Source organism: Methanoplanus sp. FWC-SCC4 (assembly GCF_032878975.1).
GTDB lineage: Archaea > Halobacteriota > Methanomicrobia > Methanomicrobiales > Methanomicrobiaceae > Methanochimaera > Methanochimaera problematica.
This window is the reverse complement of sequence record NZ_CP043875.1, coordinates 1,584,247-1,601,192: the sequence shown is the minus strand read 5'-3', so window position 1 is coordinate 1,601,192 and position 16,946 is coordinate 1,584,247. Positions and strand designations below refer to the sequence as shown.

Here is a 16,946-nt window from a genome sequence, read left to right as displayed (position 1 = left end):
GTTGCATATATATAGCCGTGTCACACCCTTCACGGGTGTGTGGATTGAAATAAAATTTATGGCTACAAACATAATTATCGATGAAGTCACACCCTTCACGGGTGTGTGGATTGAAATTTTACCCGCGACCATATCCCGCGTAAAATCAAAGTCACACCCTTCACGGGTGTGTGGATTGAAATCGATGGAGTTTTTTCCTGTTCCGCGGCTTTATCTTGTCACACCCTTCACGGGTGTGTGGATTGAAATCCGCATATTTTACACGTTCTTTGTTTTTTATCAGGTCACACCCTTCACGGGTGTGTGGATTGAAATTACCGTCCTGTATGGTAACACGCCAACTATCATATGTCACACCCTTCACGGGTGTGTGGATTGAAATCGGACGGCAGCGTTTTTGTCAATGGAAAAGGAGAGTCACACCCTTCACGGGTGTGTGGATTGAAATTTTTCTCATTATAGTTTTGTCTTTTTTCTCATGTGTCACACCCTTCACGGGTGTGTGGATTGAAATTGGTGCACTCATGCAATATAGAGAGCACTATAAATGTCACACCCTTCACGGGTGTGTGGATTGAAATATTGATTTCTTTCGCATTTTCCATTTCTTCATCTGAGTCACACCCTTCACGGGTGTGTGGATTGAAATCTATACCGTCAAGTGAGCCTGAGAAGTGCGGGCATGTCACACCCTTCACGGGTGTGTGGATTGAAATCAGAAGTATCTGTATTTGTGTTCTCAATATATTTGTCACACCCTTCACGGGTGTGTGGATTGAAATACCCTAACACTAAACAGCCGTATGAATGGAAGGGTCACACCCTTCACGGGTGTGTGGATTGAAATCATTACGCCAAGCGCTGCAATGGTTTCGTCTAGGTCACACCCTTCACGGGTGTGTGGATTGAAATAGTCAAAATGTCATCTATCTCCTCATCACTCCGGTCACACCCTTCACGGGTGTGTGGATTGAAATTCAATAGAGATGTCATCACGCAGGACATATCCTCGTCACACCCTTCACGGGTGTGTGGATTGAAATAAGATAATCACAATACTGAGGAGACACAACACGCGGCGGTCACACCCTTCACGGGTGTGTGGATTGAAATTCCGATCACCCGGTCAGCGTTGAATATCTCATAGTCACACCCTTCACGGGTGTGTGGATTGAAATGCTGCCCATTTAAGATATTTAATAGCGTCCTGACGTCACACCCTTCACGGGTGTGTGGATTGAAATTTTGGAGGTGACTGACTCTCCAACAAAAAACTGAGTCACACCTCTGCTAGTGCATAAATTGAAAATACATAGGAGATTTTAAATGACACTCTTTTTTGATTCCAAGGACGCAAAAATGGCTGTTTTAATGTTTTCTATATCCGGAATATCTTTATTTGTCAGTAAATTGTTTCAGTATTTGCGGACATTCTTATTCCTGATATTTATCCGTAAAACAAAAAAAGAGGGATATTTGCAGGTTTCAAAAAAAGGAGCAGTTCTGAAAACTTTCAGAAATTTAATTCCCTTTCACGAACCTGTTTTTCTCTATACCTGTTTATTTATATGAACAACCTTAGCCGGGGGGAATCCGTTAAAGTATGTCGATGAAGCATGTGAATATGCTCCGATATTCTCTGAATACACAAGATCGTCAATCTCAAGCTCGGGAAGCTCGGCAGAGAGTGTGATTGTGTCAAATGCATCACATGTGGGGCCGAATACAGCAGATATCTGTGTTTCCCCTTCCTTAAAGGAAAGAACAGGGTACGTGCAGTGGTCGAAAACCTGACCGGAATATGTGTGATATACACCATCATTTATGTAATAGCCCGGTTTACCGTCACGAAATGCCTTCCCTATAACCTTTGAAACAAGGGTGCAGGAGTTAGCCACAAGGAATCTTCCCGGTTCTGCCATAATCTGAATGTCAGGCGGCAATAAACGCTCAATTTCTTTGTTTATCTTTTTAGCAAGTGTCCTGATTGATTTAACCCCCGGATGATATTTGACAGGAAAACCTCCGCCGATATCAAGGAGTTTGATTTTCTCTCCTGTACGGGTCCAGGCTTCTTTAAGAATATTTGCTGATAGTTCAAGTGCCTGAATGTAATTTTCAAAATTGGTACACTGGCTGCCGACATGAAAACTTAGACCTTCAACTGTAAGTCCCATGTTAACTGCTTCCTCAATCAGATCAACCGCATCGCCTGACTCTGCTCCAAACTTTGAGGACAACTCAACCATTGAGCCGGTATTTGGCACCCTTATTCTCAAAACAAGCCCTGCATTTGGTCCGAATTTCTTAATTTTTTTAAGCTCTTCAATGTTGTCAAATGTTACAAGAGGCTGATAGTGATCAAGGGCCTGAAGGGTCTCTTTGGGTTTGATTGTGTTTGCATAGATTATTTTATTGTAAATCCAGTCAAGCTGTTCGCTCTCCGGCAGATGTTTGATGTTTTCATAAACAAGCATAAACTCCGGCATTGATGCCACATCAAAACTGCATCCTATATCATAAAGTGTCTTTATAATATCAGGGTTTGAATTAGCCTTAACTGCATAATATACCTGGACATTTGGCAGGTGTTTCTTAAATTGCCTGTAATTTTTTCTAATCTGCTCGTGATCGACAACAAAAATCGGTGTCCCGTGTTCTTTTGCGAGATTCTGAAGCAATTCTTTTCTTTTAGCATCGATGTGGTGTACTACGATGCTGTTACCTTCGGTTTTCATATCTTTTCTTTCCTCCTGCCTTCTGCCGCATATTGCTAAAGCTGGTTAATAAAAAACCGGATTTTTGGTCCGGTTTCATAGCAACTTCCCGTGGGCACCCTGGTATCGGGATGCGGGTAAGACCTTCAATGTCCATTTTTTTATTAATCTATTTTGGATATTTCAGCACGTTGTTTCCGTGAGGGTTTTTGATATTTATAAAAAATTATCAAAAGAATAGTTCATCAAAAAGATAAAAAGTTATTCAATTATCAAACAAAAATCAATCAAATAATATATATGTAAAAAACAATGATTATCATAGAATTATGAGATCAAGATATAATCTTATTTGAAAATTTAATCTATCTTTTGAGCTCTTTAAATTAATAGTCTTTTAATATTATTATTTAAAAAATATGAAAATTAAATTTTGTCAAAAAAGGCTAAAATGAACTATTTTTTACTTTATATTGCCAAATTTGTTTATATGTCAATATGATATAGATTGATAATTATATGATATAAATTAAATTAAAACAGGGCCTGATTTTTTTTATTGTATTTATTTTATATATTGTGGCATTCTTGTTGCGCACATTTTTCCTGCAATTGCAAACAGCAAAGGCCTCTTATTGGCAGAAACAATAATGTCGCGACATCTATTTCCCCGTAACAAAAACTTAGAAGATCGAACTGCTTTTTTGAAAATTTTACTGCCGGTATAGAAAACATCTGATTAATCAAGATCATGCTTTCGGACAGGGAGATTTCCTGAATTAAACAGAATTAGTAATAAAAAAAAGTATTATGCCAGATAATCAGCAGGCTCAGGAATCTGTTCTTTAAGACCCTTGCGCTTTCTGATTTCTGTAACAACTTCTTTGAGCATTCCTGCAGGAACCATGTCGAATCCTGCAAACTCGGTTGACCACATTGCACGACCTTCTGTTGCAGAGCGGACATCGCCTGCAAAACCAAAGAGTTCTGCAACCGGAGCCTTACCAACAACGGTCATTGTGTCTCCCTCTGATTTCATATCATATACCTGACCACGGCGTCCCTGGACCATGCCTGTTGCACTACCCATGTGTTCCTGAGGCACTGTGATCTGGAGGATCTGCATAGGTTCAAGGAGTGTATCTCCTGCAAGCAGGACACCTGCCTTTACAGCAGATCTTACAGCCGGAATTACCTGTGCAGGTCCACGGTGGATTGCATCCTCGTGAAGCTTAACATCGACAAGTTTAATCTTAACATTCTGGACCTGTTCATCTGCAAGAGGGCCGCCTGCAAGGGCCTCACGCCATCCTTCAAGAACAAGCTCCATTGTTTCGTTGAGGTACTGAATACCCTTTGTCATGTCGAAGAACATGTTTGTTCCTTCGATTGCAACAAGGTTCTTTGCCTCATCCTTATCAAAGCCTGCCTCAATTAAAACATCACGGCGTTCAAGCTGTGGAAGATCCATTGAGATTTCATTGTCCTTAATCTTCTGAACAATCTCAGGTGCAATTGGCTCAAGCTCAATGTAGAATCTGTTGTGGCGGTTTGGTGACTTACCTTCAACCGGACCTGCTGTTCCGGAGATTGTCTCACGGTAAACAACAATCGGCGGTGATGTAACGATCTCTACACCCTTGTCACGTGCAATACGTCCGGTGATGATCTCTAAGTGAAGTTCACCCATACCTGAAATAAGGTGCTCTCCTGTCTCCTCATCAATTGTTACCTTAACTGTCGGGTCTTCCTTTGCGACCTGACGGAGAACTGTAACGAGTTTTGGAAGATCCTTCATGTTCTTTGCTTCGACAGCTACTGTCATTACAGGCTCTGAATAGTGCTTGAGTGATTCAAACGGAGTCATTTCCCTCAGGGTTGAAACGGTTGATCCGACGATAGCGTCCTTTAAACCGGTGACAGCGGCAATATTTCCTGCCGGGAGTGATTCCACTTCAATTCTTTCAGCACCCATGAAAATACCTACCTGTGTAAGGCGGTTTACTTTCAGTGCAGTACCCATAACATAGCATTCTGTTCCGCGTTTTAAGGTACCTGAGAAGAGACGTCCTGTTGAAACCTCTCCTGCGTGCGGATCAAATGAAATGTCGGTAACCATCAGACATGCAGGTCCGTTTGGATCGCATGCAAGCATTGATTTTCCTTCTGTTGTATCAGGGGTTCCGTGTTGCCAGATGATAGGAACACGACGCTTCTGTGCATCCAGAGGATTTGGAAGGTTTCTTACGACCATATCAAGAACAACTTCACACAGAGGACTGTTCTTTCCAAGCCACTTCATGTCGTTTGTTGTGCACTTTTCGTAAATATCCTTGAATGTAATACCGCTTGACTTCATGTAAGGGACGGAGATAGCCCAGTTGTAAAGAGCTGAACCGAATGCAACCGTTCCTTTTGCTGCATCAAGTTTCCAGCCGTTTTTGTAGGCTTCCTCGTTCATTCCCTTAATGAGCTTGTTAACCTTGTCGATTACCTTTCCAAGGCGGATCTGCATCTCGACTTCATCGACTTTAAGTTCGTTGATTAAACGGTCGACTTTGTTTACGAAAAGAACAGGCTTTACACCCTCTTTTAATGCCTGACGAAGAACAGTCTCTGTCTGTGGCATTGTACCTTCAACAGCATCTACAAGAACAACAGCACCGTCAACGGCACGCATTGCACGTGTTACGTCACCACCAAAGTCTACGTGACCTGGTGTATCAATCATGTTGATGAGATACTCCTGGTTGTCGTATGAGTGAACCATTGAAACATTAGAAGAATCAATTGTGATACCACGTGCCTGTTCTTCCTCATCGGAATCCATCCAGCAGGCCTTACCGGCTATCTCTTCGCTGATCATACCTGCACCGGCAAGAAGGTTGTCGGAGAGTGTTGTTTTACCGTGATCAATGTGAGCGACGATACCGATGTTTCTGATCCTCTCAGGGGTGCCCATCAGTTCCGTCACTCTTTCTACCATCTTTTTTCGTCTGGTCATATTAAGTCACCAAAAAAAGTATTTGATTAGCGTGCAGATTTTGCAACACGCTCGCGTTCTTCCTTCTTTGCAACAGCGAAACTGCGTGAATCCCCTGCGGCAGCGGCGATAAGCTCATCTGCAAGGCATGCAGCTGCGGATCTCTTCTTCTTGTGGCTTGCCTGGTATACACCGCGGGCAATGAAGTAAAGTGCTGAGTCGATACGGCGCTGTGGTGCTGTATCTACTGACTTTGGCACATTGATACCACCGTACTTGAGACGAACTGTCTCTTCACGAGGTCCTGCGTTTCCTATTGCATCGATTAAAACCTCTACCGGGTTTCTCTTTGTCTTCTGGTTGACAATATCGAATGCGTCCTTTACGATACGGGTTGTAAGCTCTTTTTTGCCGGTGTTTGCCTCATTCTGCATGAGTCTGTTGATTAAGCGCTCTACGATGAGCATCTCGGACTTTGCAAACTGCTGTTTCTGTTTTCTTCCACATGAATGTGGAACAATTAATGAGTCAACACTTACGTAGCGAACCAGACCTGGGTCGTTGATCTTGACTTCGGAGAGATCCCACTTGTTGAAGAGAAGGTTTGTATTTTTTGTTTCCTCTTCTGAAACCTGGGCCTCAACATTTTCTGCTGCGATTTCTTCTGCACTCATTTAAATCACCTGCGTGGCTTCTCCTTTCTGCCGAGAACCATTTCGCGAAGGCACACATTGTTGACTGCTGTGACCTGGTAACGGACACCAGGAATATCTCCCTTGGAACGACCGAGACGACCGCCGATACCTTCGATTGTCACTTCGTCGTGCTCATCAATGAAGTTGATAGCACCGTCACCGACAGCAAATGCTGTAACCTGACGGCCGTTTTTGATTAACTGCACACGAACACACTTACGAATAGCTGAGTTCGGCTGTTTTGCTTCTACACCTACCTTTTCAAGAACAATTCCACGTCCCTGTGGGGCTCCCTCGAGAGGATCTGACTTGATGTCAAGACCGAGTGCTTTTCTTGAATAGTTTACGTCACGCCATCTGTTGTTTTTGGAGTCACGCTTACATTTTCTTGCTGCGAATTTACCGTTTCCCAATTGAACACCTCAATTGATTGATCATATACATTATGTTTGCCTCTGATTTGTGCACGTAAAACGCGCGAAATTGATATGATATGGCTATCGAGTAATTCCACACGAACACTGATGAAGCGAGGCGAATTCATCAATTTTCGAAAGAAAACGGGTAGATACCGACCCGATGTCCTCTCCGCCGCTGCCACCTGATACCAGATTTCTCCCTAAAATTACGACCTGAGATGTATTAAAGCTATTAGCATGACACCGCCGGACGACAAAATTCCTGCGCGATTAAATAATCTTTAATTATTCTTTATTTCAACAAATGTCTTGCCAAAGAGCTTTGATGTGATTATTTTCCTTGGGATTAAATATTGCCCCGATATTTATATCCGGTAAAGTCGCCGGTGTCGAAAATCACCAAATTTTCATTTATCATGATCCTCTGCCGTAAAGTCCTGTCGCATCAATGCCTGCAAAAGATTTATGCATGTGTAAATAATACTAAACACATACCTTGAGGCTGTCACCAAAAACACTAAAGGAACTCTCGGATACATTATCATTTCTTGGAAATGAACAGAGGATCAATATAATCCGCTCTATATCTTCAGAGGAAAAATTTGCAAGGGAAATCTCTGAAGAACTGGGAATATCAAGACCGCTTGTAAACATATACTTAAAACAGCTTGAAAAGGCAGGGTTTGTTGAAGGCATAAACAGGACATCTGATGAACCGCCTTATCTTAGGAGATATTACCGGGCTTTGCCTTTTGAACTATCAGTAAACCTTGATGAAATAAAAAAATTCACGGAGGTATGAAAATGGAAAAAAGTATTTGGAGATTATTGATTGGGGCATTGTTGACTGCAACCTTTGTATTTTCAGTAATTGTGCTGGCTGCAGGGTTTATGTCAGGAACCGCAGGTGAGGTGATATACGTTTTGTCATATGTCATCATTCAGGTTGTGGCATTATGTGTGGTTATTTATGTTTTGGTAAGATTAAAGGAGCTTTTGGACAGATATCTCGATTTAAGGGAAAAAGGAGTCAACCAAAATTCCGAGTTGTGTGAGGAGATAAAAAAGATCAGGAAAGGTCTTGAAGAAATATCAAAAAGAGTTGACGGGGTGGAAAAAATTCTAAAGGATGTGGCTGACTAAATCCCCGGTAATCCCATCGGCTAAAGATCTGTTTTTAAAATTTTAGAAAAATCTGCATATTTTCAAGTTGAAACAATATTTATACTCTTTTAATTATCTGGTGGTTGTATGTGCAGGATTTTTGAAAAAATAAAAATGAATGTCCTGCATCTAAACATTTACTTCCATATAATACAAATAATAACGATCAAAAAACCTGGTGATAATATGAGCATCCGCATCTACAAAGAAGTATATTTTGAGGCGAGCCACCGCCTCCTGCATTATGAAGGGAAATGTTTCCGCCTTCACGGACATCAGTGGAGGGCGGAGTTATGGGTGGAAGGCGACATAGACGCCGATTCACAGATTTTAGTTGACTACAACATGATCAAAAAAGTGATTGACCGCTATGATCATGAGGTAATACTCAATGAGGAGGACCCGATGGTGCCCTGTATCTCAAATTTCCAGGAGGTCGTGACAACAAAAGGCGACCCGACAAGTGAACTTCTCTCTGAGAGGATTGCAAGGGAAGTGGAAGAAGAATGCAGTAAATACGGCATAGCTGCAAGGGTTGCAAAATGCAGAATCTGGGAATCCACTACCTGCTTTGCCGAATGGACACCCTGATATTTTAGAATCTGACCGGATAATTTCATGAAAGTTATTGAAATATTCAGAAGTTTACAGGGGGAAGGGAGGCATCAGGGGAGTGTTACAACCTTCATCCGCCTTTCAGGGTGCAACCTTAACTGCAAATGGTGTGATACGCCTGAATCCCACGAAGGCGGCATTGATATGGACATTCCCGAAATAGTGCGGGCGGTTGAGAACCTGGGATCAAAAGATATCTGCGTAACAGGTGGTGAGCCGCTGTTGTGGATGGAAGAACTCGTTTCTCTCTTAAGAGAATTATCTAAAAAGGGATATCATATAGAGATTGAGACAAACGGGACGATCGATCCCACACCGTGTATGGAATATGCGGAAATCTGCATGGATATGAAGTGCCCGTCATCTGAAGAGGAGAGCGACAGTTCATTAATTCCCCTTCTCCGTCCTACTGACTCCGTAAAATTTGTAACGGGAGGATCCGGGGATTTAAAGTACGCAAAAAAAGTCATCGAATCCTCCGGATGCAGTGCGGAAATATTCATATCTCCCGTATGGGGGGCTGATATGGGAGAGATTGCAGATTATATAATAGACAATATGATGCCTGTAAGGTTTCAGGTACAGCTTCACAAGATTATTGGAGTGAAATAAAATGAAAGCAGTATGCCTAATCTCCGGCGGAATGGATTCATCTACTCTTGCATATTATGCAAAGGACAAAGGATACGATATCCTTGCTCTTCACACACGTTACGGACAGAGAACTGAGGAAAAAGAGCTTGCATGTGCAAAAAAAATTGCAGAATCACTTGGTGCACTGGAATTCATGGAAATATCCCTTGATCATCTGATAAAATTCGGCGGAAGTTCACTGACGGATAAAAAGATTGACGTGCCTGTTCACAACCCTGATGAAACAGAGACAGAAGGGATTCCAAACACATATGTGCCGTTTCGGAATGCAAACCTTTTATCAATTGCAACAAGCTATGCCGAAACAAGAGATGCTGATGCAATATTTATCGGGGTTCAGGCATCCGATTATGCAGGGTATCCCGACTGCCGTCCGGAATTTGTGGATGCATTCTCAAAGGTGATTGAACTCGGGACATCGGATGACACTGAGATAAAACTTATGACTCCTTTTGTAAACTTCAATAAAACAGAGATATTAAAGATCGGCTTTGACCTCGGGGTTCCATATGAACACACATGGTCATGCTACGAGAGTAATCACCCTGCATGCGGTGTCTGTGATTCATGCCATTACAGACTGAAAGCATTTGAAGAACTCGGGATAAAAGATCCAATAGAATATAAATAATAATTTTAGGAGTGTGATTTGGATGAAGAAGATTGATGATATCTACACCGGCAGAAGAATGAAGGTCGAAAGAGTTGAGGTTGACCTGCCCGGAGGCGTAAAGCTGGAAAGAATTGTCGTAAAGCCGGGCGGTGCCGTTGCAATGCTTCCGGTAGAAGGCGACTACTGCTATCTGATAAAACAGTACAGGTTTCCGATTGAGGAATATATCTATGAGGCTCCGGCAGGGACAATGGAGGACGGTGAATCTCCTGAAGAGACCGCACACCGTGAGCTGATTGAAGAGATCGGTATGAAGGCAGGGAAGGTAATTCCCAAAGGCTACATCTATTCAACCCCCGGATTCACTGATGAGAGGATATATCTCTTTGAAGCCTCTTCGCTTTCACCCTCAAACGAGTTTCAGATGGATGAGCATGAGCTGATTGAGGTTGTAAAGGTGAAAAAATCCGAGATCCACGAGATGATAGACGACGGAAGAATTGTAGATGCGAAGACTATCTGTCTTGCATACAAGTGTCTTGGGGATTCTCTCAAATGAGAAAAAATCAGATAATTGCGGCAATTGCATGCATTTTTATTGCCTCATTCATACTTGTTTCCGGATGCACACAGGTACAGGATGGAAAAGAGAATGCATATCAGGTTTCAGAAGACTGCATCCTTTCATTTTCTGATATAAGCTATACTTTTGATGAACATAATACGATAAAAGAGAGCAACAGCACACTCACCCATCTAACAATGAAGGACGGCAAAACGGATGTCTATTCAATTATGGCAAAGCCTGTCAGTGCTCCTGTTGCAGCAGTTGTGTTTGCACCGGGTGCAGGTGTTTCGGCTGATGCCCATAAGGACAGGGCTATTTCGTACGCTGATCAGGGTATATTGTATCTTGTTGTCGATGTACGTGGTAATGGGGGGAAGACAAACGGGTATCCTTTCAGTCTTGAAAAGGATTTTAACAAATTCCTGGAAGGAGAATGGGCACAATATTATCTTGTAGTCAGGGATCTCCTTGCGGCAGGCGGGTATCTGAAATCTGTTTATCCTGACATCCCCGTATATGTCATGGGTTCTTCTAACGGCGGACGGTTTGCGGCTGTTGCGGCAGGAATGGACGATTCTGTCTTTTCCGGATATTTCGGAGTATCCACATCCGGATTTATTTATGAAGAGGGAACATACGGGCCGGAAGCTGACAGATTCCTAAAGAGCATCAATCCTGATACATATATTAAGAGTATATCTCCCGATCCTGTTTTCATATTCCATGCACCTGAAGACAAAATAATTCCTTTTGATGAAGGAATGGCTTTGTTTAACATGGCAAATGAGCCCAAAGACTTCATTGCATTCAATGGAACGCACGGGGTAAATGCCGAAGTAGATGATTATGTGAAAGGTTATTTGCTAAAACCTTAATGCCACGCAGGGCGAATTATAGTAAAGTTTCAATATTTTTGGTGAGCGGACAATTATGGCAGAAGAATTAGAGCTGGACAGTGCGAGAAAACGATATGAGTTCAAAAAGACTCTTGAGAGACTCGCCGAAAAGGAAGGAAGCGGCACAGAATTAATTTCAATATACATTCCGCCGGACAAGCAGATCTACGATGTTACCGCACAGCTCAGGGATGAGTTTGGACAGTGTGCAAACATCAAGAGCAAGCAGACAAGAACGAATGTTCAGAGTGCAATATCTTCAGTACTCTCAAGGCTGAAGTATTATAACAGACCTCCCGAGAGCGGACTGGCAGTATTCTGCGGTGCAGTAAAACTTGGCGGTGACAGAACCGATATGGACTGTACAATAATTGAACCCCCTGAGCCTGTCAATCTGTATATGTACAGGTGCTCTTCAAATTTTGAGTTAGAGCCCCTAAAGCAGATGCTTGTTGAAAAGGAGGTTTACGGGCTTCTGGTCATTGACCGAAGGGAGTCATTCCTCGGGTTTTTGAGAGGAAACCGTATAGAAGCCATTTCAGGAGTTACCTCAACAGTCCCCGGAAAACAGAGAAAAGGTGGTCAGTCCGCAATGCGTTTCCAGAGACTGCGTCTTATTGCCATCAATGAATACTATAAGAAAGTTGCAGACCGTGCAACTGATATATTCATGGCAGAGCCTGAGTTCTACGAGAGGTTTAAGGGTGTTCTAATCGGCGGGCCGACGCCTACAAAAGAGGAGTTCAACGATGGGGGATACCTGCATCATGAGCTTCAGAAACGTGTGATCGGTCTTTTTGACGTTGCCTATACAAACGAAAGCGGTCTTGCCGAGCTTGTGGACAATGCCTCAGATGCCCTCAAGGGTGTCGAGGTCATGAAGGAAAAGGTCTTAATGGATCGTTTCTTCAAAGAGCTTGTAAAAGACGAGAGCCTTGCAGCATACGGTGAGGACAGTGTCAGAAAGAATCTAGAAATAGGTGCTGTCGATACCCTTCTTTTATCAGCAGTTCTAAGAAAAGAGCGCCTTAAAATCAAATGCCAGAACTGTGATTATTTCCGTGAGGAGACAGTTCAGGTCGAACCTGGAAAGAAGGTCACAGATATTGAGCTTGGAATCTGCCCCAAATGCTCCGCTCCTGTGTTCATTGATGAGGAATCTGATATCATTGACGAACTTGCAGAGCTTGCTGACTCCAGCAACAGCAAAGTGATGATTATTTCGGAAGATTTCGAGGAAGGTGCGATGCTTTACAATGCATTTGGAGGCATTGCCGCAATTCTCAGATACAGGACAGGATACTAAACACTACTATATGGGAGTAAATTTCCTATGTATTTTCAGACATACAAAAAAATAGAAGACACTTTGCGGGAAGTAACAGGTCAGGATGATGTAATGCTCGGTGACGGGGGCGAGCATGCCGATCTTGCAACCACCGTTGCCTTTTCGCTTGCAAAGATAAAAAAGCAGAACCCTGCACAGATTGCAGGTGAGATTTCCACACTCCTTGAAGATAAATTAAAGGGCGAAGATATAAAAATCGAGACAAAAGGTCCTTATATCAATTTTATATTTGGGAAATTCTACATTGAGGGAGTATTAAAGGCGGCACTTTTGGAAGGCTACGGACAGCTTCCGGACAAACCTGAGCGTGCATGTCTTGAGCATACAAGCGCAAACCCAAATGGGCCTTTGCATGTAGGGCATATCAGAAATTCCGTCATTGGCGATACACTTTCAAGAGTCTTCAGAAAAGCCGGGTACAACCTTGATGTCGAGTATTACGTAAATGACATGGGACGCCAGATTGCAATCGTTTCATGGGGATTTGACAACCTCGATATTCCAAGAAAGGAAGGCGAGAAAGGCGACCGCTATGTTGCGGATGTCTACGTTGCGGCAAACCGTGTCCTTGCTGAAGACGAATCTCTTAAGGCTGAGATTGACAGGAGGATGGCGTTAATTGAGCAGGGCGATCCCGAGATGGTCAGAAAGTTCAGGGATGCAGTCTCACTCTGTCTTGAGGGAATGAAAGAGACTCTTATTACTCTCAATGCACCTCACAACAGATTCATCTACGAGAGCGATTTTGTCAAAAACAAGCTTATGCTAAATGTTCTTCACCGCCTTGAGTCTCTTCCTCAGGCAAAGCATGAGGATACGCTTGCACTTGATCTGACTGAGTTCGGGTTTGAGAAGGACTATGTTTTGAGGAGATCGGACGGAACATCAGTCTATGCTGCCCGCGATCTTGCGTATCACGAGTGGAAGAGCGATAATTTTGACAAAATTGTCAACATCCTCGGAGCCGACCATAAACTAATCGGTGCACAGCTTCAGGCAACAATGACGCTTCTTGGCGATAAGGCGCCTGAAATCGTCTTCTTTGAGTTTGTTTCCCTTCCTGAAGGTTCAATGAGTACACGTGCAGGCAAGTTCATCTCCGCCGATGATTTGATTGAAGAGGTTACAAAGAGGGCTCTTGAAGAGGTTACACTCAGAAGACCCGAGCTTCCCGATGATGAGAAGATGAGCATTGCGAAGTCGGTTGCAGTCGGTGCAATACGCTATGATATCATCCGTGTTTCACAGGAGAAGTCAACTGTTTTCAACTGGAAGGAGGCTCTTGACTTTGAAAAGCAGAGTGCACCATACATTCAGTATGCTCATGCCCGTGCATGTTCAATTCTCAAAAAGGCAGATGAATTTACAGAAAATTACACACTGACAGAAGATCAGGAGATTGCGCTTGCAAAGCATATTGCACTCTTCCCGAAAGTTATCGATGAGATATCAAGGGATTTAAGGCCGCATGTCCTTGCAATCTATGCAAGGGAGCTTGCAGATATCTTCAATACTTTCTACCGCTTCAATCCTGTGTTGAAAGCCGAAGGTGATGTTAGGGATGCAAGGCTTACACTCGTTAAGGCTTCACAGAATACACTTAAGGAAGCACTTTTAACACTTGGTATCGATGCAATCGAAAGCATGTAAGGCCCTTATTAAACAGGGCTATCAGTTTTTTTCAAATAAGTCGTCGGCTGCCCTAAAGCCGTGCATGTGGAACAAGCGTGCTCTTCAGGGCGGCGAGATGTGCTATAAGCATCAGTTTTACGGTATTTCCAGTCACCGTTGTGTTCAGATGACGCCAACTTTAAAGTGCAACCAAAGATGCCTTTTCTGCTGGCGGTCGATGGAGTATGAGATAGAAGAAGAGGAAGAGTGCTCTGTTGATACAATTATTGAGCGGATGCTTCCCCTTCAGAAGAAGTCACTTGCAGGCTATAATTATATTCTCGAATCGAGCACTGCTACAAAGGAACTCTGGTCAGAGGCTCTCAATCCCGATATGATTGCGATTTCGCTCTCAGGTGAGCCCACTTTGTATTCGCGTCTGCCGGAATTAATTGACAGACTCAATTCTGCCGGAAAGACCACTTTTCTGGTTTCAAACGGGACTAAGCCTGAGATGCTTTCTTTGTGTCATCCCTATCAGACTTACATCTCTGTTGATGCACCTGACAGGGAAACTTATCTGAAAATATGCAGGCCGGATGAGGATTTCTGGGATGAAATCCTGAGTAGTACCAGACTTTTAAAGGAGAGGCGTTCTGCAATAAGGACGACTGTTGTTAAGGGAATAAATGATATTGATCCTGCCGGCTATGCTGCGATTTATCAGGATTCAGGCGCTGATTTTATCGAGGTTAAGGGTTATATGTTTGTCGGGCACAGCAGACAGAGACTCCTGCAGGAGAATATGCCTGAGCATTCGTATGTACGTGATTTCGCTTTGGAAATCTCAAAATACTGCGACTATAAAATAATAGATGAGAACCCGGTATCCCGGGTTGTTTTAATGGAGCGGCAATAATTATGTTTGATGCGGAAGAATTCAGGGAATTGGCTAAGAAAGATTTTGATGAGGCATGGCATGCGGGAAAAGAGGTTCTGGATACCCCGCCTGTTTCACAGAGATATCCGAGGATGGAGTTTCACCGTGCAAAGCCGCACCCGATTGCAGAGACTATCGAGCGTCTCCGCCAGGCCTATCTGATGATGGGATTTGATGAGGCACGGGTTCCGGTTTTTATTGATGAATCTGATGTATATAAGCAGTTTGGGCCTGAGGCTTCTGCTGTTCTGGACAGGGTTTTTTATCTTGGCGGTCTTCCGCGTCCGAATGTCGGTATTGGCAAAAAACAGCTTGATCAGATCGCAGAGATTTTAGGAAAGCCTCTTGATGCCGAGGTTGAGGAGAATCTTAGAAAGAAGCTTCATTCCTACAAGAAGTCAGAGATTGACGGGGATGAGCTGACCTATGAGCTTTCTGTTGTTCTGGGCACTGATGATGGTCTTGTTGTCAGAATTATGGATGAGGTCTTCCCGGAGTTTCGCGAGCTTTGCCCTGAGTCTTCGAGGACAACCCTTCGTTCACATATGACTTCGGGATGGTTTATGACCCTTGGTGAGATATGGGACAAAGTTCCGCTTCCAATCAGGCAGTTTTCGATTGACCGCTGTTTCCGCCGCGAACAAGAGGAAGGGCCGACGAGGCTTATGACATATCATTCCGCATCATGCATAATTGCAGGGGAAGGTGTGTCGGTTGAGGACGGCAAGGCGGTTGCTGCTTCTCTTCTCTCAGCTTTTGGGTTTACTGACTTTGAGTTCAGGCCGGATGAGAAGAGATCTAAGTATTATGTGCCTGATACGCAGACTGAAGTGTATGCAAAGCACCCTGTTCACGGATGGGTTGAGGTTGCAACATTTGGAATCTATTCACCTCATTCCCTTGCAGCTTATGGTGTTGAGGTTCCGGTTATGAATCTGGGTCTTGGTGTTGAGCGTCTTGCAATGATTGAGTATGAGGCCGAGGATGTCAGGGCTCTTACCCATCCGCAGTTTTTCCCGCAGTCTTTCTCAGATCTGCAGATTGCCCGTAGCGTATTTTTAAAGGAAGAGCCTGAGAGCTGTGTTGGTGTTGAAATTGCAGAGGCAATCTCCGCTGTTGCGAGGGAGAATGCAGATGCCATAAGTCCCTGTGAGTTTCTTGCATGGAAGTCGGATTCATACTGCGGCTGCAAAATAAAGGTTTTTGTCTATGAGGATGAGGAGAATTCAAAGCTTCTCGGCCCTGCCGCCCTAAATGACATCTTTGTAGTGGACGGAAAAATACTGGGGCTTCCGGATACGAAGAATTACAAGAAACAGCGTGACAAGGGCGTTGATGCACATCTCTCATTTATTGAGGCGATTGCAAACCTTGCAGCATCAAGAATTGAGGAGGCTGTCTTTTATGCCGAGAGCGGCAGCGTTGATGTGAAGATGGTCAAGGTGCCTTCCGAACTTAATCTCTCGGTTGAACCCTGGGCAATGAGGTTTATCACTGACAATAACAAAAAGGTGGATGTAAGAGGCCCTGTTTTCACTGCTGTCAGGTGGGAGATTGAGGAGTGTGAGTGTGAGTGTGAGGATGACGAGTGCCACTGCCATGATGACGACTGCGAGTGCGGCGACGAGTGCACATGTGGTGATGACTGCGCCTGTGGTCAGTGATTCCTTTTTTATATTTTAATTTTTAACTTTTTCTTGAGTTTAAAATTTTATTTTAATAT

General features: G+C 43.5%; 15 protein-coding genes and 1 CRISPR repeat array (1 of these 16 running past the window's edge). Of the genes, 11 read left to right on the top strand and 4 right to left on the bottom strand.

The features are described from left to right. Positions 1 to 1,244: a CRISPR direct-repeat array (repeat unit 32 nt; unit sequence GTCACACCCTTCACGGGTGTGTGGATTGAAAT) (it extends 1,377 nt beyond the left edge of the window). A 306-nt stretch (positions 1,245 to 1,550) separates the two neighbouring features. The 4 genes from F1737_RS08100 to F1737_RS08085 form a co-directional block, all read right to left on the bottom strand. Further along, complete coding sequence (locus tag F1737_RS08100) at positions 1,551 to 2,738, bottom strand: type III PLP-dependent enzyme (RefSeq protein WP_317136081.1); 1,188 nt, start codon at positions 2,736 to 2,738, stop codon at positions 1,551 to 1,553. Positions 2,739 to 3,525: 787 nt separating this feature from the next. Beyond that, on the bottom strand, positions 3,526 to 5,721 hold the full coding sequence (locus F1737_RS08095) for an elongation factor EF-2 (protein WP_317136080.1): 2,196 nt from the start codon (positions 5,719 to 5,721) through the stop codon (positions 3,526 to 3,528). Between the two features lie 26 nt (positions 5,722 to 5,747). Beyond that, entirely contained in the window at positions 5,748 to 6,374 is a 627-nt protein-coding gene (locus tag F1737_RS08090) for a 30S ribosomal protein S7 (protein WP_317136079.1), read from the bottom strand. Positions 6,375 to 6,379: 5 nt separating this feature from the next. Next, the gene (locus F1737_RS08085) at positions 6,380 to 6,808 is read right to left on the bottom strand and encodes a 30S ribosomal protein S12 (RefSeq protein ID WP_317136078.1); all 429 of its coding nucleotides are present in this window, start codon (positions 6,806 to 6,808) and stop codon (positions 6,380 to 6,382) included. 502 nt (positions 6,809 to 7,310) lie between these two features. Between F1737_RS08085 and F1737_RS08080 the strand changes: the two genes are divergently transcribed. From F1737_RS08080 to sepS, 11 genes are all read left to right on the top strand, one after another. Next, a complete protein-coding gene (locus F1737_RS08080; protein ID WP_317136077.1) occupies positions 7,311 to 7,616 on the top strand; it encodes an ArsR/SmtB family transcription factor in 306 nt (101 codons plus the stop codon). Positions 7,617 to 7,618: 2 nt separating this feature from the next. Continuing rightward, entirely contained in the window at positions 7,619 to 7,957 is a 339-nt protein-coding gene (locus tag F1737_RS08075; RefSeq protein WP_317136076.1) for a hypothetical protein, read from the top strand. Positions 7,958 to 8,164: 207 nt separating this feature from the next. Next, positions 8,165 to 8,569 (top strand): 6-carboxytetrahydropterin synthase, encoded by a 405-nt coding sequence (locus F1737_RS08070; RefSeq protein WP_317136075.1) that lies wholly within the window; start codon positions 8,165 to 8,167, stop codon positions 8,567 to 8,569. A 27-nt stretch (positions 8,570 to 8,596) separates the two neighbouring features. Further along, entirely contained in the window at positions 8,597 to 9,205 is a 609-nt protein-coding gene (locus F1737_RS08065; RefSeq protein ID WP_317136074.1) for a 7-carboxy-7-deazaguanine synthase QueE, read from the top strand. Position 9,206: 1 nt separating this feature from the next. Continuing rightward, positions 9,207 to 9,878, top strand: coding sequence for a 7-cyano-7-deazaguanine synthase QueC (queC, locus tag F1737_RS08060; RefSeq protein WP_317136073.1), 672 nt, complete (start codon positions 9,207 to 9,209; stop codon positions 9,876 to 9,878). A gap of 22 nt (positions 9,879 to 9,900) precedes the next feature. Continuing rightward, a complete protein-coding gene (locus tag F1737_RS08055) occupies positions 9,901 to 10,419 on the top strand; it encodes an NUDIX hydrolase (RefSeq protein ID WP_317136072.1) in 519 nt (172 codons plus the stop codon). Further along, complete coding sequence (locus tag F1737_RS08050) at positions 10,416 to 11,303, top strand: alpha/beta hydrolase family protein (protein ID WP_317136071.1); 888 nt, start codon at positions 10,416 to 10,418, stop codon at positions 11,301 to 11,303. The genes F1737_RS08055 and F1737_RS08050 overlap by 4 nt, the downstream gene beginning before the upstream one ends. Before the next feature lie 55 nt (positions 11,304 to 11,358). Next, positions 11,359 to 12,630, top strand: coding sequence for a peptide chain release factor aRF-1 (prf1, locus tag F1737_RS08045; protein ID WP_317136070.1), 1,272 nt, complete (start codon positions 11,359 to 11,361; stop codon positions 12,628 to 12,630). A 27-nt stretch (positions 12,631 to 12,657) separates the two neighbouring features. Then, positions 12,658 to 14,322 carry an arginine--tRNA ligase gene (argS, locus tag F1737_RS08040; protein WP_317136069.1) on the top strand — a complete coding sequence of 555 codons (1,665 nt, stop codon included), beginning with the start codon at positions 12,658 to 12,660 and terminating at the stop codon, positions 14,320 to 14,322. Further along, a complete protein-coding gene (twy1, locus tag F1737_RS08035) occupies positions 14,303 to 15,202 on the top strand; it encodes a 4-demethylwyosine synthase TYW1 (RefSeq protein WP_317136068.1) in 900 nt (299 codons plus the stop codon). Before argS ends, twy1 begins: the two co-directional genes overlap by 20 nt. Continuing rightward, positions 15,202 to 16,887, top strand: a complete 1,686-nt coding sequence (gene sepS / locus F1737_RS08030; RefSeq protein ID WP_317137884.1) for an O-phosphoserine--tRNA ligase — start codon at positions 15,202 to 15,204, stop codon at positions 16,885 to 16,887. The genes twy1 and sepS overlap by 1 nt, the downstream gene beginning before the upstream one ends. Positions 16,888 to 16,946 lie beyond the last annotated feature (59 nt).